At 40.2% G+C, this 17023-nt stretch carries 21 protein-coding genes; 6 read left to right on the top strand and 15 right to left on the bottom strand.

The genetic code is table 11. The annotated features are described in order from the left end of the window. From AC1DRQ_RS18810 to AC1DRQ_RS18795, 4 genes are all read left to right on the top strand, one after another. On the top strand, window positions 1–756 hold a 756-nt coding region (locus AC1DRQ_RS18810; RefSeq protein ID WP_477426313.1), incomplete at its 5' end, for a UbiA family prenyltransferase. Between the two features lie 5 nt (window positions 757–761). Next, window positions 762–1379, top strand: coding sequence for a class I SAM-dependent methyltransferase (locus tag AC1DRQ_RS18805; protein ID WP_477426311.1), 618 nt, complete (start codon window positions 762–764; stop codon window positions 1377–1379). Window positions 1380–1464: 85 nt separating this feature from the next. After that, on the top strand, window positions 1465–1659 hold the full coding sequence (locus AC1DRQ_RS18800) for a hypothetical protein (protein ID WP_477426309.1): 195 nt from the start codon (window positions 1465–1467) through the stop codon (window positions 1657–1659). Continuing rightward, window positions 1659–2066 carry a putative toxin-antitoxin system toxin component, PIN family gene (locus AC1DRQ_RS18795; RefSeq protein ID WP_477426307.1) on the top strand — a complete coding sequence of 136 codons (408 nt, stop codon included), beginning with the start codon at window positions 1659–1661 and terminating at the stop codon, window positions 2064–2066. The genes AC1DRQ_RS18800 and AC1DRQ_RS18795 overlap by 1 nt, the downstream gene beginning before the upstream one ends. A gap of 63 nt (window positions 2067–2129) precedes the next feature. Here the strand turns inward: AC1DRQ_RS18795 and AC1DRQ_RS18790 are convergent, their stop codons facing one another. From AC1DRQ_RS18790 to AC1DRQ_RS18780, 3 genes are read right to left on the bottom strand one after another with little or no spacing between them, the layout of a single operon-like run. Beyond that, window positions 2130–2822, bottom strand: coding sequence for a response regulator transcription factor (locus AC1DRQ_RS18790; protein ID WP_477426306.1), 693 nt, complete (start codon window positions 2820–2822; stop codon window positions 2130–2132). Between the two features lie 3 nt (window positions 2823–2825). Next, complete coding sequence (locus tag AC1DRQ_RS18785) at window positions 2826–4469, bottom strand: sensor histidine kinase (RefSeq protein WP_429401653.1); 1644 nt, start codon at window positions 4467–4469, stop codon at window positions 2826–2828. 7 nt (window positions 4470–4476) lie between these two features. Further along, entirely contained in the window at window positions 4477–6405 is a 1929-nt protein-coding gene (locus tag AC1DRQ_RS18780) for an alpha/beta hydrolase family protein (RefSeq protein WP_477426305.1), read from the bottom strand. Between the two features lie 119 nt (window positions 6406–6524). Here AC1DRQ_RS18780 and AC1DRQ_RS18775 point away from each other — a divergent pair, with 119 nt between their 5' ends. Together AC1DRQ_RS18775 and AC1DRQ_RS18770 are read left to right on the top strand one after the other, a co-directional pair. Next, window positions 6525–8330 (top strand): tetratricopeptide repeat protein, encoded by a 1806-nt coding sequence (locus tag AC1DRQ_RS18775; RefSeq protein ID WP_477426303.1) that lies wholly within the window; start codon window positions 6525–6527, stop codon window positions 8328–8330. 117 nt (window positions 8331–8447) lie between these two features. Beyond that, window positions 8448–8750: a DUF4286 family protein gene (locus AC1DRQ_RS18770; RefSeq protein WP_429401658.1), complete on the top strand. Its 303-nt coding sequence runs from the start codon at window positions 8448–8450 to the stop codon at window positions 8748–8750. Window positions 8751–8880: 130 nt separating this feature from the next. Here the strand turns inward: AC1DRQ_RS18770 and AC1DRQ_RS18765 are convergent, their stop codons facing one another. From AC1DRQ_RS18765 to AC1DRQ_RS18710, 12 genes are all read right to left on the bottom strand, one after another. Beyond that, window positions 8881–9687 (bottom strand): OmpA/MotB family protein, encoded by an 807-nt coding sequence (locus AC1DRQ_RS18765; RefSeq protein WP_429401660.1) that lies wholly within the window; start codon window positions 9685–9687, stop codon window positions 8881–8883. Window positions 9688–9709: 22 nt separating this feature from the next. Then, window positions 9710–10375 (bottom strand): DUF2461 domain-containing protein, encoded by a 666-nt coding sequence (locus AC1DRQ_RS18760; protein WP_477426300.1) that lies wholly within the window; start codon window positions 10373–10375, stop codon window positions 9710–9712. Then, entirely contained in the window at window positions 10353–10757 is a 405-nt protein-coding gene (locus AC1DRQ_RS18755; protein ID WP_477426299.1) for a DUF983 domain-containing protein, read from the bottom strand. Before AC1DRQ_RS18755 ends, AC1DRQ_RS18760 begins: the two co-directional genes overlap by 23 nt. Before the next feature lie 106 nt (window positions 10758–10863). Further along, window positions 10864–11142 carry a hypothetical protein gene (locus AC1DRQ_RS18750; RefSeq protein WP_477426297.1) on the bottom strand — a complete coding sequence of 93 codons (279 nt, stop codon included), beginning with the start codon at window positions 11140–11142 and terminating at the stop codon, window positions 10864–10866. A 73-nt stretch (window positions 11143–11215) separates the two neighbouring features. Then, on the bottom strand, window positions 11216–11707 hold the full coding sequence (locus AC1DRQ_RS18745) for a YybH family protein (protein WP_477426295.1): 492 nt from the start codon (window positions 11705–11707) through the stop codon (window positions 11216–11218). 184 nt (window positions 11708–11891) lie between these two features. Continuing rightward, on the bottom strand, window positions 11892–12467 hold the full coding sequence (locus tag AC1DRQ_RS18740) for a DUF420 domain-containing protein (RefSeq protein WP_477426293.1): 576 nt from the start codon (window positions 12465–12467) through the stop codon (window positions 11892–11894). 112 nt (window positions 12468–12579) lie between these two features. Beyond that, window positions 12580–13278 carry an SCO family protein gene (locus AC1DRQ_RS18735; protein WP_477426291.1) on the bottom strand — a complete coding sequence of 233 codons (699 nt, stop codon included), beginning with the start codon at window positions 13276–13278 and terminating at the stop codon, window positions 12580–12582. Beyond that, the gene (locus tag AC1DRQ_RS18730) at window positions 13278–13622 is read right to left on the bottom strand and encodes a cytochrome C oxidase subunit IV family protein (protein WP_429401672.1); all 345 of its coding nucleotides are present in this window, start codon (window positions 13620–13622) and stop codon (window positions 13278–13280) included. Before AC1DRQ_RS18730 ends, AC1DRQ_RS18735 begins: the two co-directional genes overlap by 1 nt. Window positions 13623–13633: 11 nt before the next feature. After that, the gene (locus AC1DRQ_RS18725; protein WP_429401674.1) at window positions 13634–14356 is read right to left on the bottom strand and encodes a cytochrome c oxidase subunit 3; all 723 of its coding nucleotides are present in this window, start codon (window positions 14354–14356) and stop codon (window positions 13634–13636) included. Between the two features lie 22 nt (window positions 14357–14378). Further along, on the bottom strand, window positions 14379–14963 hold the full coding sequence (locus AC1DRQ_RS18720) for a cytochrome c oxidase subunit 3 (protein WP_477426289.1): 585 nt from the start codon (window positions 14961–14963) through the stop codon (window positions 14379–14381). Further along, window positions 14960–15829, bottom strand: coding sequence for a heme o synthase (cyoE, locus tag AC1DRQ_RS18715; protein WP_429401677.1), 870 nt, complete (start codon window positions 15827–15829; stop codon window positions 14960–14962). Before cyoE ends, AC1DRQ_RS18720 begins: the two co-directional genes overlap by 4 nt. Beyond that, entirely contained in the window at window positions 15826–16887 is a 1062-nt protein-coding gene (locus AC1DRQ_RS18710) for a COX15/CtaA family protein (RefSeq protein ID WP_477426287.1), read from the bottom strand. The genes cyoE and AC1DRQ_RS18710 overlap by 4 nt, the downstream gene beginning before the upstream one ends. Between the last annotated feature and the right edge of the window lie 136 nt (window positions 16888–17023).

Genomic DNA, 17023 nt, shown 5'->3' with positions numbered 1-17023 from the left:
GGACTGCTATTTACCTCAACACTGGGTATATATAATTTCTGCATACTTATTACCCGGCCGGTACAGCCCGAATCGTCGCCCCATAAACGGGTACGCTGGTTTTTTACGCATTACCGGCTCATGGTAACTTTTACCATTGTTTCGCTGCTCTCGCTCATCCCCTTGTTCTTTTTAATTACTACCGAATCAAAAATATTACTCATTTTCCTGGGCTGTTTATCTTTCAGCTACAGCCTTCCCTTGTTTACCGTTGGCGACCATAAATTTGGCCTGCGTAATATTCCGGGCTTAAAGCCGTTCCTGATCACGCTGGTATGGACCATGAGCTGCGTACTGTTCCCTGTGCTCGAAGTGCTGCATCGCCACACCAATGATATATCCATGCGCGATACTACCATATTGATAGCCAAACGCTTTTTATTTATTGGAGCGCTCACTATCCCATTTGATATCCGCGACCTGTTTGACGACCGCAAGCAAGGGCTAAAAACCATCCCGGTAGCATGGGGCGAAAAAAATGCCTACTTATTTTGCCAGGTTCTGCTTGCCGGTTATGTTGTTTTACTGTTCCTTTTCAGAAAAAATGGTTTCAGTACTGATTTTTGGGCCTTAACCCTGACCGTTATATTAACCGGCTGGCTCATATTTAAATCGGCCTGGAAAAAAGACGAATACTATTATTTCTTTTTTATGGATGGCGTGCTCATATTACAATATGTAGTATTAACGGCCTTCCGGTTCTTTATTGGTCATTAAACAACATGGCTGCTAATTATAATAACTCGGCCTGGTTTTATGACAGGCTTGCGCACCTGGTTTATGGTAACGCGCTGATAAACGCCCAACTGTATTTACTTGATTATATTAAACCTGATACCCGTATACTTATAGTGGGTGGTGGCACCGGGTGGATCCTGAATGAGCTAACCCAGATACACCCGTCTGGCCTTAAAATAACCTATGTAGAAGTAGCTGCTGATATGATGGTTTTATCCAAAAAGAGAAATACAGGCAGTAATGAGGTTATTTTTATAAATGATGCCATTGAAAACGTAAACCTCTCTCCTGATTTTGATGTGGTGATCACCCCCTTTCTGTTCGATAATTTTACCGAGCAAACTTTACATATCGTATTCGCCCATGTCCATAACTTATTAAAGTCCGGCGGTCTGTGGCTCAATGCCGATTTTCAGCTTACCGGCAAATGGTGGCAGCAATTTCTGCTGAAGAGCATGTTCCTGTTCTTTAAAATAATTTGCGGTATCGAGGCCAGCAAATTGCCCGGAATAGAGATTTATTTTACCTCAAATAACTATAAAGTGATCAGCGAAAAAACCTTTTTTAATGATTTTATTGTAGCGAAGGTGTACCGGGGATAACTTCACCATTTTTTATATAAACAACCCGATTTGCTATATGAACAACTGGATTAGCTATATAATCGACAATTCATTATATTTGAGTATGGAAAGATTGATGATACAGATTCCCGAAAAGAAATCAAAATTAGTAAAGTCTTTACTTAAAGAATTAGGCGTGATCATAGAAAATGATAGCTTTAAGCTTGCTAAAGAATTAAACAACATGATAAAGCCAGGGAAAAAGCCTTCGATGGATGAAATTGTTAAGGAAGTTCGGGCAGTTAGAGCAAAACATTAATGGTCGTTGTTCTTGATTGTAATATTTGGATATCTCTTGTACTAACTCAACAATTAGAATTTATTTCTTCTCTTCAAAAAAACAGGATAACAATAGCAGCCTGCAAAAACTTACAAGATGAATTGGTAGATGTTTTGCTAAGACCTAAGTTTAAGAAGTACTTTTCCAAAGCTTATGTTGAGCAACTAATTCAGTTTTATAAGCTAACCACCAATTCGTTCGAAATAATTGAAATTAATAAGGTCGTAACTGATGAAAAAGACAACTACCTTTTCGCCTTATGTGAAGCATCAAACGCAGATTATTTTATTACCGGAGACAAGCTTTTATTGGAGGTTGTAAAATATCAAAACACCAATATTACTACTTTGGCTAATTTTAAAACGTTAGTTAAGCAATCACCCTGATTTCAAGCATCCTCACTTACTGAACTAGCATAAGTGAGAACGCTTGAATGAGCAGTATATCCCTTACTGATTATAAACAAACTTATACCCAATACCCCTAACAGTTTGCAGGTATTGCGGCGAATCGGCGTTGGTTTCAATTTTTTTGCGGAGGCGCACAATGTGCATATCAAGGGTGCGGGTGTTTACATCGGCGTTGTAACMCCAAACTTCCATCATCAGTTCTTCGCGGTTTATAACCTTGTTCTTGTTTTTCAGGAAATAAAGCAATATCCTGTTTTCCAAAATGGTAAGCTCAATTTTGCGGTTATCCCTGATGAGCAAATGGGTATTTGGCAGGTGTTCCATATTGRCAAACCTGTACGACTCTGATTTTTCGCTGTTCAACGAAAACTTGATCTTATTATCAATCATCGCAACCAGCACATCCATGTTAAAAGGCTTGGTAATATAATCAGATACGCCAAAGTTATAAGCCTCAATCTTGTCAACATCCTGGGCTTTGGCCGTCATCATAATAATAAGCTTGTCATAACCTTTTTCCCTGATGTTGTTACACACCTGCGATCCTGGTTTACCGGGCAGCATCCAATCCAGCAAAACAATATCAGGCTGTTCTTCCAGTATCATACTTTCGGCATCGTCGCCATTATCGGCTTCCAATACTTTATAACCTTCTGACTGCAAACGTTCTGCCACCAGGAAACGCAGGTTCTCATCATCCTCAACCAGCGCAATTTTAATTTCTTTGTTCATATCTTAATTTTCGTATGGAAGCGTAACTTTAAATTCTGAGCCCTCATTAATTTTACTGTGAACAGTTATTTCTCCATCCATAAAATTAACCAGTTCTTTACAAAATGCCAAACCCAAACCCACACTCCCATTTTGGTTATATTGGTTCTCTATCCTGTAAAATTTCTTAAAAATATTATTCAGTTCCTCTTTAGGGATCCCAATGCCCCTGTCAACAAATGAAAACACAATATTCCTCTTTTCATGTGCAATATTTATGTTAAGTTCTTTTTTCTGCGGATGCGAGTACTTGTAAGCATTTTCAATCAGGTTTTGAAACACGCTACCCAAAAGTACCGGATCAGCATAAAATGTACGAACCCCGCTCGCCTTAAAATTCAATTTAAAATCGGGGTATTTAATTTTAAAGGTATCAATATATCGCCTAACAAAATCATCAACAACTATTTCTTCTTTTTTTAGGGTGATGGATTTGTTTTCGAGCTGGGTAAATGATAACAGCTTATTCATCAGATCGTTCAGCTTATCCGCTTCTTCATCTAAAATTTTACCGTAGTGCTTACGCTGTCTTTCGGTAAGTTCACCATCGCCGCGTAAATTTGAACCGGCAATTTTAATCACACTTACAGGTGTTTTAAATTCATGGGTAAAATTGTTTATAAAATCGTACTGCAGCTTAAACAGCTTCAGGTTAACATTTAAATTACGGTAAATAAGCCAGCCTATCAGCACCAAAAAAAGCGATATCAATAACACCACTGCACCAATAGGCATAAACCGGCGATTAATTTCGGCCGTAAGATAACCTTGTTCCGAACTAAAAAACAGCTTATAATCAGAAAAAGCCCCGGGGAATGACACCTCAGTTATCATTTTATCACCCTCGCTGTCAATAGGATCATACACTACGGGTTGTATCGATACATTCTGGTACAGCTCATGCCGCGAGTTTTTTACCTTTAGTAAATACGGATCGAGGTAAAAGGTCATCATATTTTGTTTATATGATGCCGAAGGGGTATTAAACTGCTGTAGTTCCCGGTATATCCTGATATCCTCGCGCCGCAATATATTAGTATAGGTTATTTTATCTGATTTTACATCCCAAAACGTTTTAAACAGTTCATCCTGGGTTGATACACGTGAGGTATCTGAAAAAGCAATAAAGTCACTCAGTTTATCGGCCATAACCCTAAAATCAGATTCATCAGCAGGCCTGGTCTGTTTAGTGCCGTATACTTTACCGTTCAGGATCCCATATTGGTATATCCCTTTAACCGATATGTCCAGATTATTTTTACGGACAGTAATATTGGTCTTGCTCCCTATCAGCACATCATAAAAAACAATTTTTTTTACAAACGCATAGTCATGAAAAACCGATGCCGCATACTTAGCTGCAGATGCCGAATCTAAAAAGCCCTGATAGGAGGTTACCTCGGGTATTTTGTTTTGAAAAAAATCATTGTAGGGTTTAATGGTTTGCTCAAGTACTTCTATTTTTTTAGAAGCAAACTCGTTCTCCACATATTTTGCCGTAAGGTTAAAGGATACAAAAAGTGCAACCACAAAAGTCACTGATATGAGCACCAGGAATATGATGATCAGTGAAAAATTTTTGCGGTAAACATTTTTATGTACTTGCATAGGGGTTTTAAGGTTTAACCCGCATGTTATTCTCCAGGAATTTTTCTATCTCGGCATACATTTCCATGCGGGTATGCTCGCTTCTGAAAAAGGCGCGTTCATTTGGTTTTAAAAAATACTTCACATCAACATTTCGCTTACGCAACTCACGTACAAACTGATTTAACTCACTGATGTTTGCACGCTGGTCTTTTGCCCCCTGAAAAATAATTAACGGAACTTTTATTTTATCCGTATGAAATACCGGCGAAATGGCCCTTAACTGATCGGCGTCAGTCTCAGGATTTCCAACCTTTTCGTAGGTCATTTTTAAATATGGTTTAAAAAATGGCGGTGCATCTTTTATAAACGTAAAAAAATTAATAAGCCCATATTGTACAACGGCGCAATTATAAAGCTCAGGATGGAACGATACCCCATACAATGCAGAAAACCCACCAAAGCGACCGCCAAAGATGGCTATCTTTTTAGGGTTGGCTATTTTTTTATCAATAAGCCAGTTTACCCCATCGGTTATATCATCCTGTATTTTACCGCCTACCTGTTTAAAGCCCGCGCTCCAAAAAGCCTTGCCATACCCGGTTGATCCACGGTAATTTACCTGAAAAACGGCATAACCCCTGTTGGCTAAAAATTGTACCTGCTCATCATATCCCCACGAGTCGCGGTTCCAGGGGCCATCATGCGGCATCACCACTATGGGTAAATTGGTGCGTTTGGTGCCCAGTGGTAAGGTCAAATATCCATTTATGAGCAAGCCATCACGTGCTTTATAGGTAATGGGTTRCATAGCACATAACTCATTGGGTACCAAACTTGAATTTATGTCGCCCAGTTTGGTTAGTTTATCTGTATTGGTTTCATACAGATAATAAGAACCGGGGTTGCGGTCGGTATAGGTATTTAAAATGAATTTATTTTCGGCGCTATCCCGGTCTATCACCCGTATTTCGTTACCCTTAAGCTGCGGGCGTTGCTGCAAATTATGGTATATGCGCTCAATAGCCGGTATTAAAAAATGTTTACGCGGCTTTGCTTCTTCCCAACCGGCAAACTCAACCCGCTGTTTGTTCTTTGAATATTCAACATATAATACATYGGCTTTGTTGCAGCTAAAAATTGTTTTTTGCTCCTTACCATCCTCCGCATTGATTTCAACCAGCGCTGTTTTGTCGCGGTTAACGTTTGACAGGGCATAGAAATAGTTTTTTACCCCTGTAAAAGCAATTGGTTTTACCGAGTTCTTAAAATTATTCTCAATAATAGGTTTAAAGGGCGCATTATCATTGGGCCGGTATAAAATGGTTTCGTTTACCCCGTCTGATGATTTAACCAAACGTATTTTACCATCAGCATCCGGAAACCACTCTGTTATATTACCCGGGTTTACCAGGTAAGGTTGCAATTCGCCTGTTTTTATATTAAGGTGGTATATATCAAAATTTGCGGGATCGCGCTTATTCATCCTGATGGTGATCACATCGGGCTGTTGTTTATTGCGGTTAACCAGGCTAACCCGTACCTTTTCCTGCGACAGGATAATGCGCATCTTTTGGGTAGCTACATCAATAGCATACATTTTTAAACTATCATTATCAATAATGTCCTGGCTAAAAATCAGCTGGTTATTATAGGTCCAGAAGTAATCGCCCCGTATCGAATAATCGGTGAACGAGCTTGCCATGCATTCTTTACCATCGGCCAATGATTGTATAAAAAGGTTCTGTTTATCTTTATATGGCTTTAAATAAGAAACATACTTGCCATCGGGCGATATTTTATAAACGCTTTTTTCGGGGGTCTTAAAAAAATCAATTATAGGTATTTGCCTTACCTTATCCTTGCAGGAACATAAGGTGACTATAAAAACAATTAGTAGCAGGTGTTTCAATTGGCCCAGCATGGTGAATTTTCCCCATTTTATTATTCTGGTCAAATTAGTTAAATAACTTAATGTTATCAAAATGTCACTACAATTTTACCCGTTTAAAGCGTTATATGAATATTAAAAGAAACGGCCTAAACTATAAATATTAATTGATTATTTTTGAGCAGATGAGGGCTTTATTCAGTACTATTATTCTTGTTTTTACGATGGCTGCCAGCCTTTTTGCGCAGGATAACGACCTGCTGCTGGCCAAGCAATACAGCACTAACGGCGAAACTCAAAAGGCACTTGAAATATACCAGAAACTGTATAAACAGAATAACGAAGCTTACTACACCTACTACATTAATACGCTGCTAAGCCTTAAAAAATTTGATGAGGCCGAAAGCGCGACCAAAAAACTGGTACGTAAACATCCCGAAGCTCATGAATATCAGATTTTGCTGGGCACGGTTTATACCCAGCAGGGCAACGTTAATAAAGCCGATGCCATATATAACGACCTCATAAAAAACCTGCCTGCCGACCGTAACGAAATATCAAACCTGGCTGGTCAGTTTTACCAGAGCTCAAACCTCGATTATGCTATAAAAATATTTCAGCAGGGCCGCAAAATAATGAATAACAATGAGGCATTTACTTACGAATTGATAAACCTGTACCGCTTTAAAAGAGACAAGATTGCCCTGACCGAAGAGTACCTGAATTTTTTACCCCCGAACCCTAATTTTATTAATCAGGCCGAAAACGCCTTTGCTACCATATATGAGGGCGATAGCGATTATAACATGCTGAAAGGTGCTTTACTAAGGCGGATACAAAAAGACCCGCAGCAAATTATTTATACCGAACTGCTTACCTGGCAGTATATGCAGCAAAAGGAATTTGACCTTGCCCTGAACCAGGCACTGGCTTTAAGCCGCAGGCAAAATGACGATGGCAGCAGTATTTTTGAATTGTGCCGCACCCTTAACTCCAACGAGGCTTATGATGCTGCCATACGTGGATATGAGTTTATTATAAGCAAGGGTAAAACCCTGTCGCTGTATATCCCTGCTAAAATTGAACTGATCAATACAAAAAATTTAAAGGTAACATCGGGCAAATACCTGCCTGCCGATCTGGTAGGGCTTGAACAGGATTATACCGACCTGCTTACCGAATTTGGCCGTAACAACAGCACCGTTTTTGCCATGCAAAAGCTGGCACAGTTACAGGCATTTAAACTGCACAAACTTAAAGAGGCGCAAAAACTGCTGGAGGATGCTGTAAACATCCCCAACATCAGGCCCGAGCTGCTGGCCTCCTGCAAGCTTGACCTTGGCGATGTGTACCTCATCAATAACCAACCCTGGGAGGCTACCCTGCTATACAGCCAGGTTGAAAAAGATTTTCCCAATACCGATATAAACCAGGACGCCAAATTCCGAAACGCCAAACTGGCCTACTATACTGGCGACTTTACCTGGGCCAAAGGACAGCTTGATGTATTAAAGGCCGCCACATCACAGTTAATTGCCAATGACGCGCTTAATTTATTGCTGCTGATAGCTGACAATACCGCTATTGATAGCGTAGGTGGGGCCTTAAAGGTCTATGCCCGGGCCGATCTGCAGATATTTGCTGAACGACCAGATAAGGCCATCATGACATTAGATAGTATTGATAAAAAATTTCCTAAGAACAGCCTGAGCGATGATATCCTGATGTCGAAATCGCGCATTTTGATACAGCAAAAAAACTATAGTGATGTTGTACCGCTGTTAAAAAAAATAGCCGATGAACACCCCAACGACCTATGGGCTGATGATGCCGTTTTTATGCTGGGCGATATTTATGATAATCGCCTTAATGATAAAGCCAGCGCCAAGGTATGGTATCAGAAAATTATAACCAACTATCCCGGCAGCCTCTGGATAAATGAAGCCCGCAAACGTTTCAGACTGTTAAGGGGCGATAAGGCGGATTCGTAGATGGTTTATTGGTTCACTTGTTCATTAGTAAATTAGTAAATAGTTCATTAAGCATGGTTATAATTCATGCCATTCAACCAATGAACTAATGAACCATTTAACTATTTTTGCACCACGATGATTGTATATAACGACACTATAATAATTGATGAAAGCATTCATGACGAATGGCTTAACTGGATCAGAACTGTTCACATACCTGCTATAATGGCTACCGGCTGTTTCAGCTCGTATAAAATATTAACGGTTATCGACTCACCTAACGAGGGCGTTACCTACTGCATTCAATATAATGCCGATAGTATTGAACAGTTTCAACAATACTACATGAACCACCTGCACAAGTTCCAGGGCTTCCACCAGGAGCGTTTTGACGAAAAGTTTGTGATGTTTAATACGTTAATGGAGGTAGTGGAGTAAAGGATTTAAAATCACCCTATCCTCTACCCTCTCTGTATTCAACACTCTTCGCGCGTCATTGCTTCGTACCTCGCAATGACACGCGGTTAAATAAACAAAAAAGGTGCTTCTTCCGAAGCACCTTTTTTGTTTATTTGGTGATGAGGTTATATAACTCATCCAGTTTTGGCGTCAGCACAATTTCAATGCGCCTGTTTTTGGCGCGGGCCTCGTTGGTAGGCGCCGGGTCAATGGGCTGGAACTCGCTTTTACCGGTAGCGGTTAAGCGATGTGGGTCAACCTTTTCAACTTCGGTTAAATAGCGTGTTACTGATGTGGCGCGTAAAACGCTCAGGTCCCAGTTGTCTTTGATCTGGCCCAGGTTTATTACTTTCTTATCGTCGGTATGGCCTTCAATGGCCATGTTAATGTCTGCTTCCTTATTCAGCACAATGGCCAATTGCTTCAGGGCCGCTTTACCCTTATCGTCAATAATAATACTACCCGATGGGAACAGCAGCTTATCTGCGAGTGAAACATATACCTTACCGTTGCGTATATCAACTGTTAAGCCACTTTGCTGAAAGCCGAGCAATGCCTGCTGCAATTTATTTTTAAGTGCGTTAGCTGCTTCATCCCGTTTACGCAAAATATCTTCCACCTCTTTTAAACGGGCCTCACGCTTTTCCAGGTCGGCAGCCAAACGTTTCAATTTTGATGAACTGGTGCTAAGGTTACTGTTCAGCGTACTGTTGTTATTCCTCAGATTAGCTAACTCCCGGTTCAGGCGCATAGTATCGGCCTTTAACTGAAAAACCTGGGTTTCCAGTGTTTCGGTACGAGTGGTTAATGAATCGCGCTCAGCTATAAGTGCTTTATATGCCTTCGGCGACATGATCTTACAGGAATAAAAGCTAAAGCAAACAACAACGGCTAACAGATAATATTTGATCTTCATTGTAATATTGGGTTTAAATATATTAGGCAAGGGCATTTCTTAAAAACACATTAAGCGGGTATATGTGGCTGCATACCCCGGCTATTTGTGCTGCAATGTTACTTTTAGTCATCTCTTTGTCGGTCAGTTTGTGCCAGGCAATAAAGCTTTTAAGCTTCAACAGGTCGATGTTCTCATTATCGGCACTATATTCCCGCGGGACAGATTTTAATTGCTCCTGCTGCTTAAAATCGCCAAATAACCTAATAAATTCCTTGTCATCAATGATCTGTCGCAGATCATGGGCATTATAATCAATTTCCTGACGTATAGCTTTTAGGTGCGCTGCCTCGGGCAACCAATATCCACCGGCAATAAACGAGTTACCATCGGGCTGTATCTGCAAATAGTATTCGGCGCCGCCTAACTTTAAACCTTGTGTAGGCAGGCTTATACCAAAGTTAGTTTTATAAGGTGTTTTATCTTTTCTGAAACGGATATCACGGTAAATGCGCATCACACATTTTTTTGGGTCGAGCGCCTCGTCAATAGCGGGATCAACCTTATGCATCTCCTTTAGCAATTGGGCGGTAAATTCAATAACGTTTTCGCGGGCCTTATCGTAACGCGCCTTATTGTCTAAAAACCATTCGCGGTTATTGTTATTAGCAAGATCTTTTAAAAATTCAAGACTTTCCTGGTGTATCATCGGTATCTAAATAGGGCTGATAATGTATTTTGGGTGATAACCAATATAATAAAAGCACACGCGAATATCTGAAATTTATAGGTGCAAGTGCAAAGCAACCTAAAATTATGACACTTAAATACAACCAGGGCGAATCGGAGTTATGAGTTATCAGGTAGGTAAGCCAGGCAAGGCCCAATGCTTCGCCTACGTTTAAGGCATAGCTTACATACATGGCGGCATAAAAATAGCCCGGTTCAATTTCAAAGTGCAAATTGCAATGCGGGCAGTTGAGGTTTATCCTGTTCGAAAAACTATAAGCCCCTCCCTGAAACATATCCCCCCTGCGGCATCTTGGGCATTTACAGTGAAGCATGGCCCATGATTTTGGCGTTTGAGGCATAATATTGTACATTAGGTGTGGGTCGGGTACGGGACCGTGGTTCGAGGGGTGTGGTTCGTGGTACATAATAAACATTACACCAACCCGACAACCCGAAACACGAACCTTAGTTCAGGTGCAGTCTTTCTTTACGTATGTTGATATCAACGTTTTTACGGCGATACTTTTTGTACCAGATAAAGCCAACAATACCTACCGCAAAGTATGGTGCACCCAATAAAAATAAAATACCATTGTTTAAGCCTTTTGCTTTATTACCCCCCGACTGAGTATTGGTTTCGACAGTGGCGGCACATTGCGCGCATTGAGCTTTTACAGGTTGCCTGCTGCAAACCAAAAGGCCCAGGGCAAATACAAACAATATAATTTTAAAACCCGTTTTCATATGAACAAAATTAACTAAATATTAATTAAAAAGAGTCTTATTATAAAATTCCGACACATGGAACCATTTTTAATTAGTCTTTTTTGTCAGGTGCCGCTTGAACCATTTCCCTTACTGATAGCCAACCTGTCGGGCTACTTTTATCACGTACATAAACAACCATCGAGCGTCCTCTGCTTATCACCGGATCGCCCCCGGCTTTTGGCGTAGTTTTAATTGAAAAAATAGCTGTTTGTACTGCTGTTTCGCCATTAAAAATAGTGCTTTCTACCGTGTTTTCAATAAATTCAACCTTTGAGTTCTTAAACCAATCAGCGGCCCCTTTTTCTACAACAGCATTTCCGGTTACAACATTATTTCCCCCAAAGTATTTTACAACATCGGGATGGTGTAATTTGGCTACCAACGCAACATCCCCTTTAGCAAATGCTTCCCTAATCGCTAATGTTGCTTTCTCTAAAGATTTTCTATCATCCTCTGAACCATTTAAATTTTGCGCACTGACCCTAACTGTTAAGAGAACAATACAGAACAGCTGCAATAAAATTCTCATACTGTATTTCATAAGCTTTTGGAATTTAAAACATAAAGTAAGTTTTAGAACGTTAACACTTTAGTCTACTGCCTTGAGTTTTTAACCCGTAGTATACCTGGTTTCAGCTTTCGGTTGAATTTAAATTCAAACAAGCCACGAGATTTATCTGCTGTATCCTGTGGCTTCATTATTTAAAATATTGCTGTTTCTGTCTCTAAAAATGATAATACGGCTGTATCATCAAATAAACAATAACACCGCTGGCCGTAACATATAACCATATAGGGAACGCCCATCTTACCAGTTTCTTATGTTTGGCCACCTGCATTTGTAAGCCGCGGTAAAAACTCAGCAAAATAAGCGGTAAAACACCTGCGGCAAGCACAATGTGCGGTACTAATATGCTTAGATATAAGGTGCGCATACCACCTGCCGCGGCACGTTCTGCCGGTGAAAGTACACCGTCGAAATTAGTATCGCCGTACAGGGTATCAGTACGCATCAGGTAGTGGAACAGGATGTACGATACCAGGAATAACGACGACAAACAAAATGTAATGATGTTAAGTCTTTTATGAACTTTTATATTGCCCTGTTTTATAAAATATAATGAGGTAAGCAACAGTATGGTGCAGGTACCATTCAGTGCGGCATTAAGCATGGGCAAATAAGGTGTAAATGCCGGGGCAACCGCGGGCCCGGGGATGAGGTGCCGGTTTAAAACAATAACTACTGTTATTACAAATATGGTAACTGCCGCAACAAAGCGGAATATAAATTTATCAGTCATTCTTTTAAGATTCAGGAATCAAGACAAAAGAGTCAAGATTCATTTTTTGTTTTATCATTAGTGTAAGCATCCCTTATGCTGGTTCTTGATTCTTACATCTTGTTTCTTATGTCTAATACAAGGCTTTATCAACTTTGCGCAACTCTTCGGCTATTAATACTTTAATTTCGTCAGTAAGGCGGTTAATATCATTGGTATTAGCGCCCGAGTAATACCCCCTGATGCGTTTATCCTGATCAATCAGGATCAGCTTGTCGCTGTATATGTAATCGTCATCACCGGCTTTCAGGGCATCAACCAAAAACCCTTTGCGGGCCAGGCTGTAAATAGATGTGGTATCACCCGTTAAAAACAACCAGCGGTTTGACGCGGGTTTCAGGCTATCGGCATATTTCTTTAAAACAGTGGTTGAATCATGCTGCGGATCAACCGTGATGGAGGCGAAGTACACCATCTTGTTTTTCATATATGTTTCGGCCAGGTAGCCCAAATTTCTGTTAATGGTGGTGCACACTGCCGGGCAATGTGTATAAAAGAAGCTTGCTACAAATATTTTCCCTTTAAAAGTGGTCTCAGATACCGGCTTGCCGTTTTGATCAGTAAGGTCAAAAGCAGGCAGTTTATGGTAAATAGTATCCGGAATAAACTTGCCGTGAAACTTGTGACCAGTTTTGGCTACCACCTTTGGCCCGTAAATGGCCAGCGGTTTATACCTGTTTTTACCTTTAGCGGTAAGTAAATAATACAAAAATCCTGGTACTGCTAATATGAGCACCAGGATTATAATTTTTTTCCATATAGCGGCCTTCATTATCCCCGCAGGTTAACCCAATGGTGGCTCTCGTTAGTAAGTACCAGGATTAAACCGATTATAAATAGTATGGGCACTATAATGGCTAATGCTAAACCAATTTTCTCGAACTTTAAGTGCATAAAGTACGCAACGATATAAAATGCCTTAAACAGTGTTAAAACGATATAAACCGGATTTGCATATTGTATTGGAACAATGCCTTTTGGTACCAGTAGCAGTGCTATAATAAACTCAACTGCAGTAATAGCAGACAAGATAAGAGCCACTTTTACTATCCTTCCCTTGGTCATTGTTTGATGTTCGCCCTCTTCGTGGTGAACTTCTTGTGATTCTGCTGACATATATAATTTTTTTATACTAAGTAAAAGAATGTAAATACAAATACCCAAACCAGATCAACAAAGTGCCAGTAAAGACCTACTTTTTCGATCATTAAATAGCTGCCGCGTTTTTCGTAAGTACCCAACAATACATTAACAGTAATGATGATATTGATAATTACCCCCGTAAATACGTGGAAACCATGGAAACCTGTTATGGTAAAGAATAAATTAGCAAATTCCTGAGCGGTCATGTGCCTTGCAGCTTCGGTACCACCTTCGTTAAAGAACTTTCCTAATTCCTCAAGCGCTGGCGTACTTCCCCACCAAAAACCTTCATGATGCAGGTGAGCCCACTCTAAAGCCTGGCATCCCAGGAACATAAAGCCGCCAATTACGGTAGCTATCATCCACCAGATAACTTCTTTTTTTGCATTACGATGGCCGGCCTCAACAGCTAATACCATGGTAACGGAACTAAGAATAAGGATAAAGGTCATTATACCCACGAAAACTAACGGCGCACCGCTATCAAGTAAACCGGGTACCGATTGGAAAACTTTATCTGCCGCTGGCCATACGCTTGCGCTGAAACGCAATGAGCCGTAAGAAATTAATAATGACGAAAAGGTAAATGCATCCGAAAGGAGAAAAAACCACATCATTATTTTTCCGTACTCAACATTGAAGGGAGATCTCCCTCCAGACCACGGAGTTGTTTTTACTTCATCAATTTGTGATACTGTTGTACTCATTTGTACTTAAATAATGGGTGTATTAATTTTGGTTCAAAAGTAAAAAAACATACAGATAAATCCATATAATTCCGAGAAAATGCCAAAAAATAGAAGTCATTTCCATTTTATACAAGTTCCGTACCTGTGGAATGTTCCTGTATGTGCCCCTAAGGGTATTCAATAGTAACAATATAGCTGCAATTATGTGTAATAAATGCATCCCTGTAAATATATAAACAAACGAGCGCGACGCGTTGGGATCCGTTAAGTATATATTCATTTTATACGTTAACACATACCACGCATATAGCTGGATTATAAAAAAGGCTGCACCTAAAGCAAATGTGAGCCATAAAAACATGCGTTGTTTGGCAAACTGCAATCCCTTTGCCGCCTTTTGCGCTAAAAACAAGGTAATACTGCTTAATATAATAACAGCAGTACTGTATTTAAATGCATCGGGCATAATTACATTAAGGCCATGCCCCCTGCCCCCGCTGTAAACGATAAACCCGCTGGTTAAAGCCGCAAAAAACATAAATGATGTGAATATAAAGATCCACATGTTAAACTTTTTGGGAGCCAGATCAAGCCTGTCGTTATTCTTTTGTATCTGAGCCATCATTTCACTTTTCCTATAAAATCAAATAAAAACATTAATTGCACTATGGGCAAATACATAAACGAGCCAAACATTAATTTGCGGGCCGATTCTATTTGCCGTGTGCGTAGCAAGCCAAAAGCCTGGTACAAGAATATTAAACTACATATTAAGGATACCCCGGCTAACCAATAACCTCCATGATGATAAAAATATGGTAATAAACTAACGGGTAACAATATTAATGTAAATATAAAGGTAATTACTGCACTTCCTAAATTGCGGTTACCCGTTGGCAGCAACCTGAAGCCGGCCAGCTTATAATCATCATCTAAAACCCAGGCAATGGCCCAAAAATGCGGAAATTGCCATACAAACTGTATCGCGAACAGTATTAAGGCTATCTCATCAATTCTACCATTCGGCTGAGCGGCCACATAGCCAATAAGCGGTGGCAATGCGCCCGGTATGGCCCCCACAAACACGGCAATCGGCGATTTACGCTTTAACGGCGTGTATGCAAACGCGTATAACAAAATAGAGAATACCGATAACAATCCGGTTAACAGGTTAAGGCTCCCTAATAAATAGGTTCCGGCCATACCCATGCCCAATCCTAAAACCAGTGCCTGCCCGGTGGTCATTTTTCCTGACGGGATAGGGCGGTCCATGGTACGCTTCATCAGCTTATCCAGGTCCTTTTCAATGATCTCATTAAAAGCATTAGCTGCTGATGTTACCAAAAAGCCCCCTACAATAAGCTTTACCCAGTTTACCCAATCAATATGGCCGTTTGCTCTGCTACCTATCAAAAATGATATGGAAGCCGAAAACACCACTAAAAAAGTGAGCCTTAATTTGATCAGCTTCGAAAAATCACTCCACTTCATTTACTTATTCCCCTAACGTTAACTGACCTATGTAAATTTAAAAGCAAATAAAACTGCGCCCCAAATATCAAACTTGCTAAAACAATATGTGCTGCCTGTGCAAATGGCGGCAAGGCCCAGTATGATAATAATATCCCAGTAACAATCTGCAGCATGATCATCAAAAAAGTGAAGCTCATTAACTGCTGGTGTATAGAGTGTCTGCTAAAACGCTTGCGCACCAAAGCATACAACAATACATTAATAACAAATATCAATATGGCCATATCGCGGTGACGCAAAAATATATCGCCTGCGCTCATGATCCAATTGTTACGGTAGCCGCCTTGAAAATGGGCTGCTACAGCGTCAATTTTTTCACGTACCTCTGTACCAAAAGCTATCTGCAAAATGCTTAATATCAAGGTAATAAAAGTAACTACATATATGAGCGGACTGGTATTTAATACACTGTTGCCCAGTACTTTTGCCTGATGATAGGTATATATCAGTATGGCTAATATAGCCAGTGCAAGCAGCATGTGTACCGTAACTATCCAAGCAACCAAATTAGTTGATACCACAATTGACCCAAGCCAAGCCTGAAAGCCAACCAGTATTACGTTAAATATGCTTAAAAGAGCTATTCTCTTACTGCTTTTCCAATAGCTAAAGGCATATACCGCAGATAACAACAGGAAAAGTCCGGATATGGCGCCAATTAAGCGGTTAATATATTCCGTCCAGGTTTTGCTGGCATTAAATTCTTCGGGTACCAATATCGATCTGTCGTCGCGGATACGTTTGGCCAGATCACTATAACCAAATACATCCAGTGTTTTAGCAAAACGCTGATTTTTGGCTAAGCGCTGGTCAACATATTTTTGCTTATAGTCTTTAGGCAGATCGGCGCTGGATACAGGAGGAATATACCTGCCAAAACATTTAGGCCAATCGGGGCATCCCATTCCAGAACCTGAACTACGCACAACGCCACCTGCCAGTATCAGAACAAAAAGCAGAATGATTGTTATGAGATTGATTTTCTGGAACCTATTTTTAGATGCGGATATGCTCATTTAAATGTTTCTAAAAATTTAGGGTACGATGTTAAGCCTGAAGGCTAAGTCTTAAGTTCTGAGTTGTTACTGAGAACTTAAGACTCCCGACTTAAGACTTAACACGGTACCCTAAAAGATCAGATAAGTATTAAAA

Source organism: Mucilaginibacter sp. P4_E8 (genome assembly GCF_056401495.1).
This window is presented reverse-complemented; position numbering and strand designations above follow the sequence as displayed.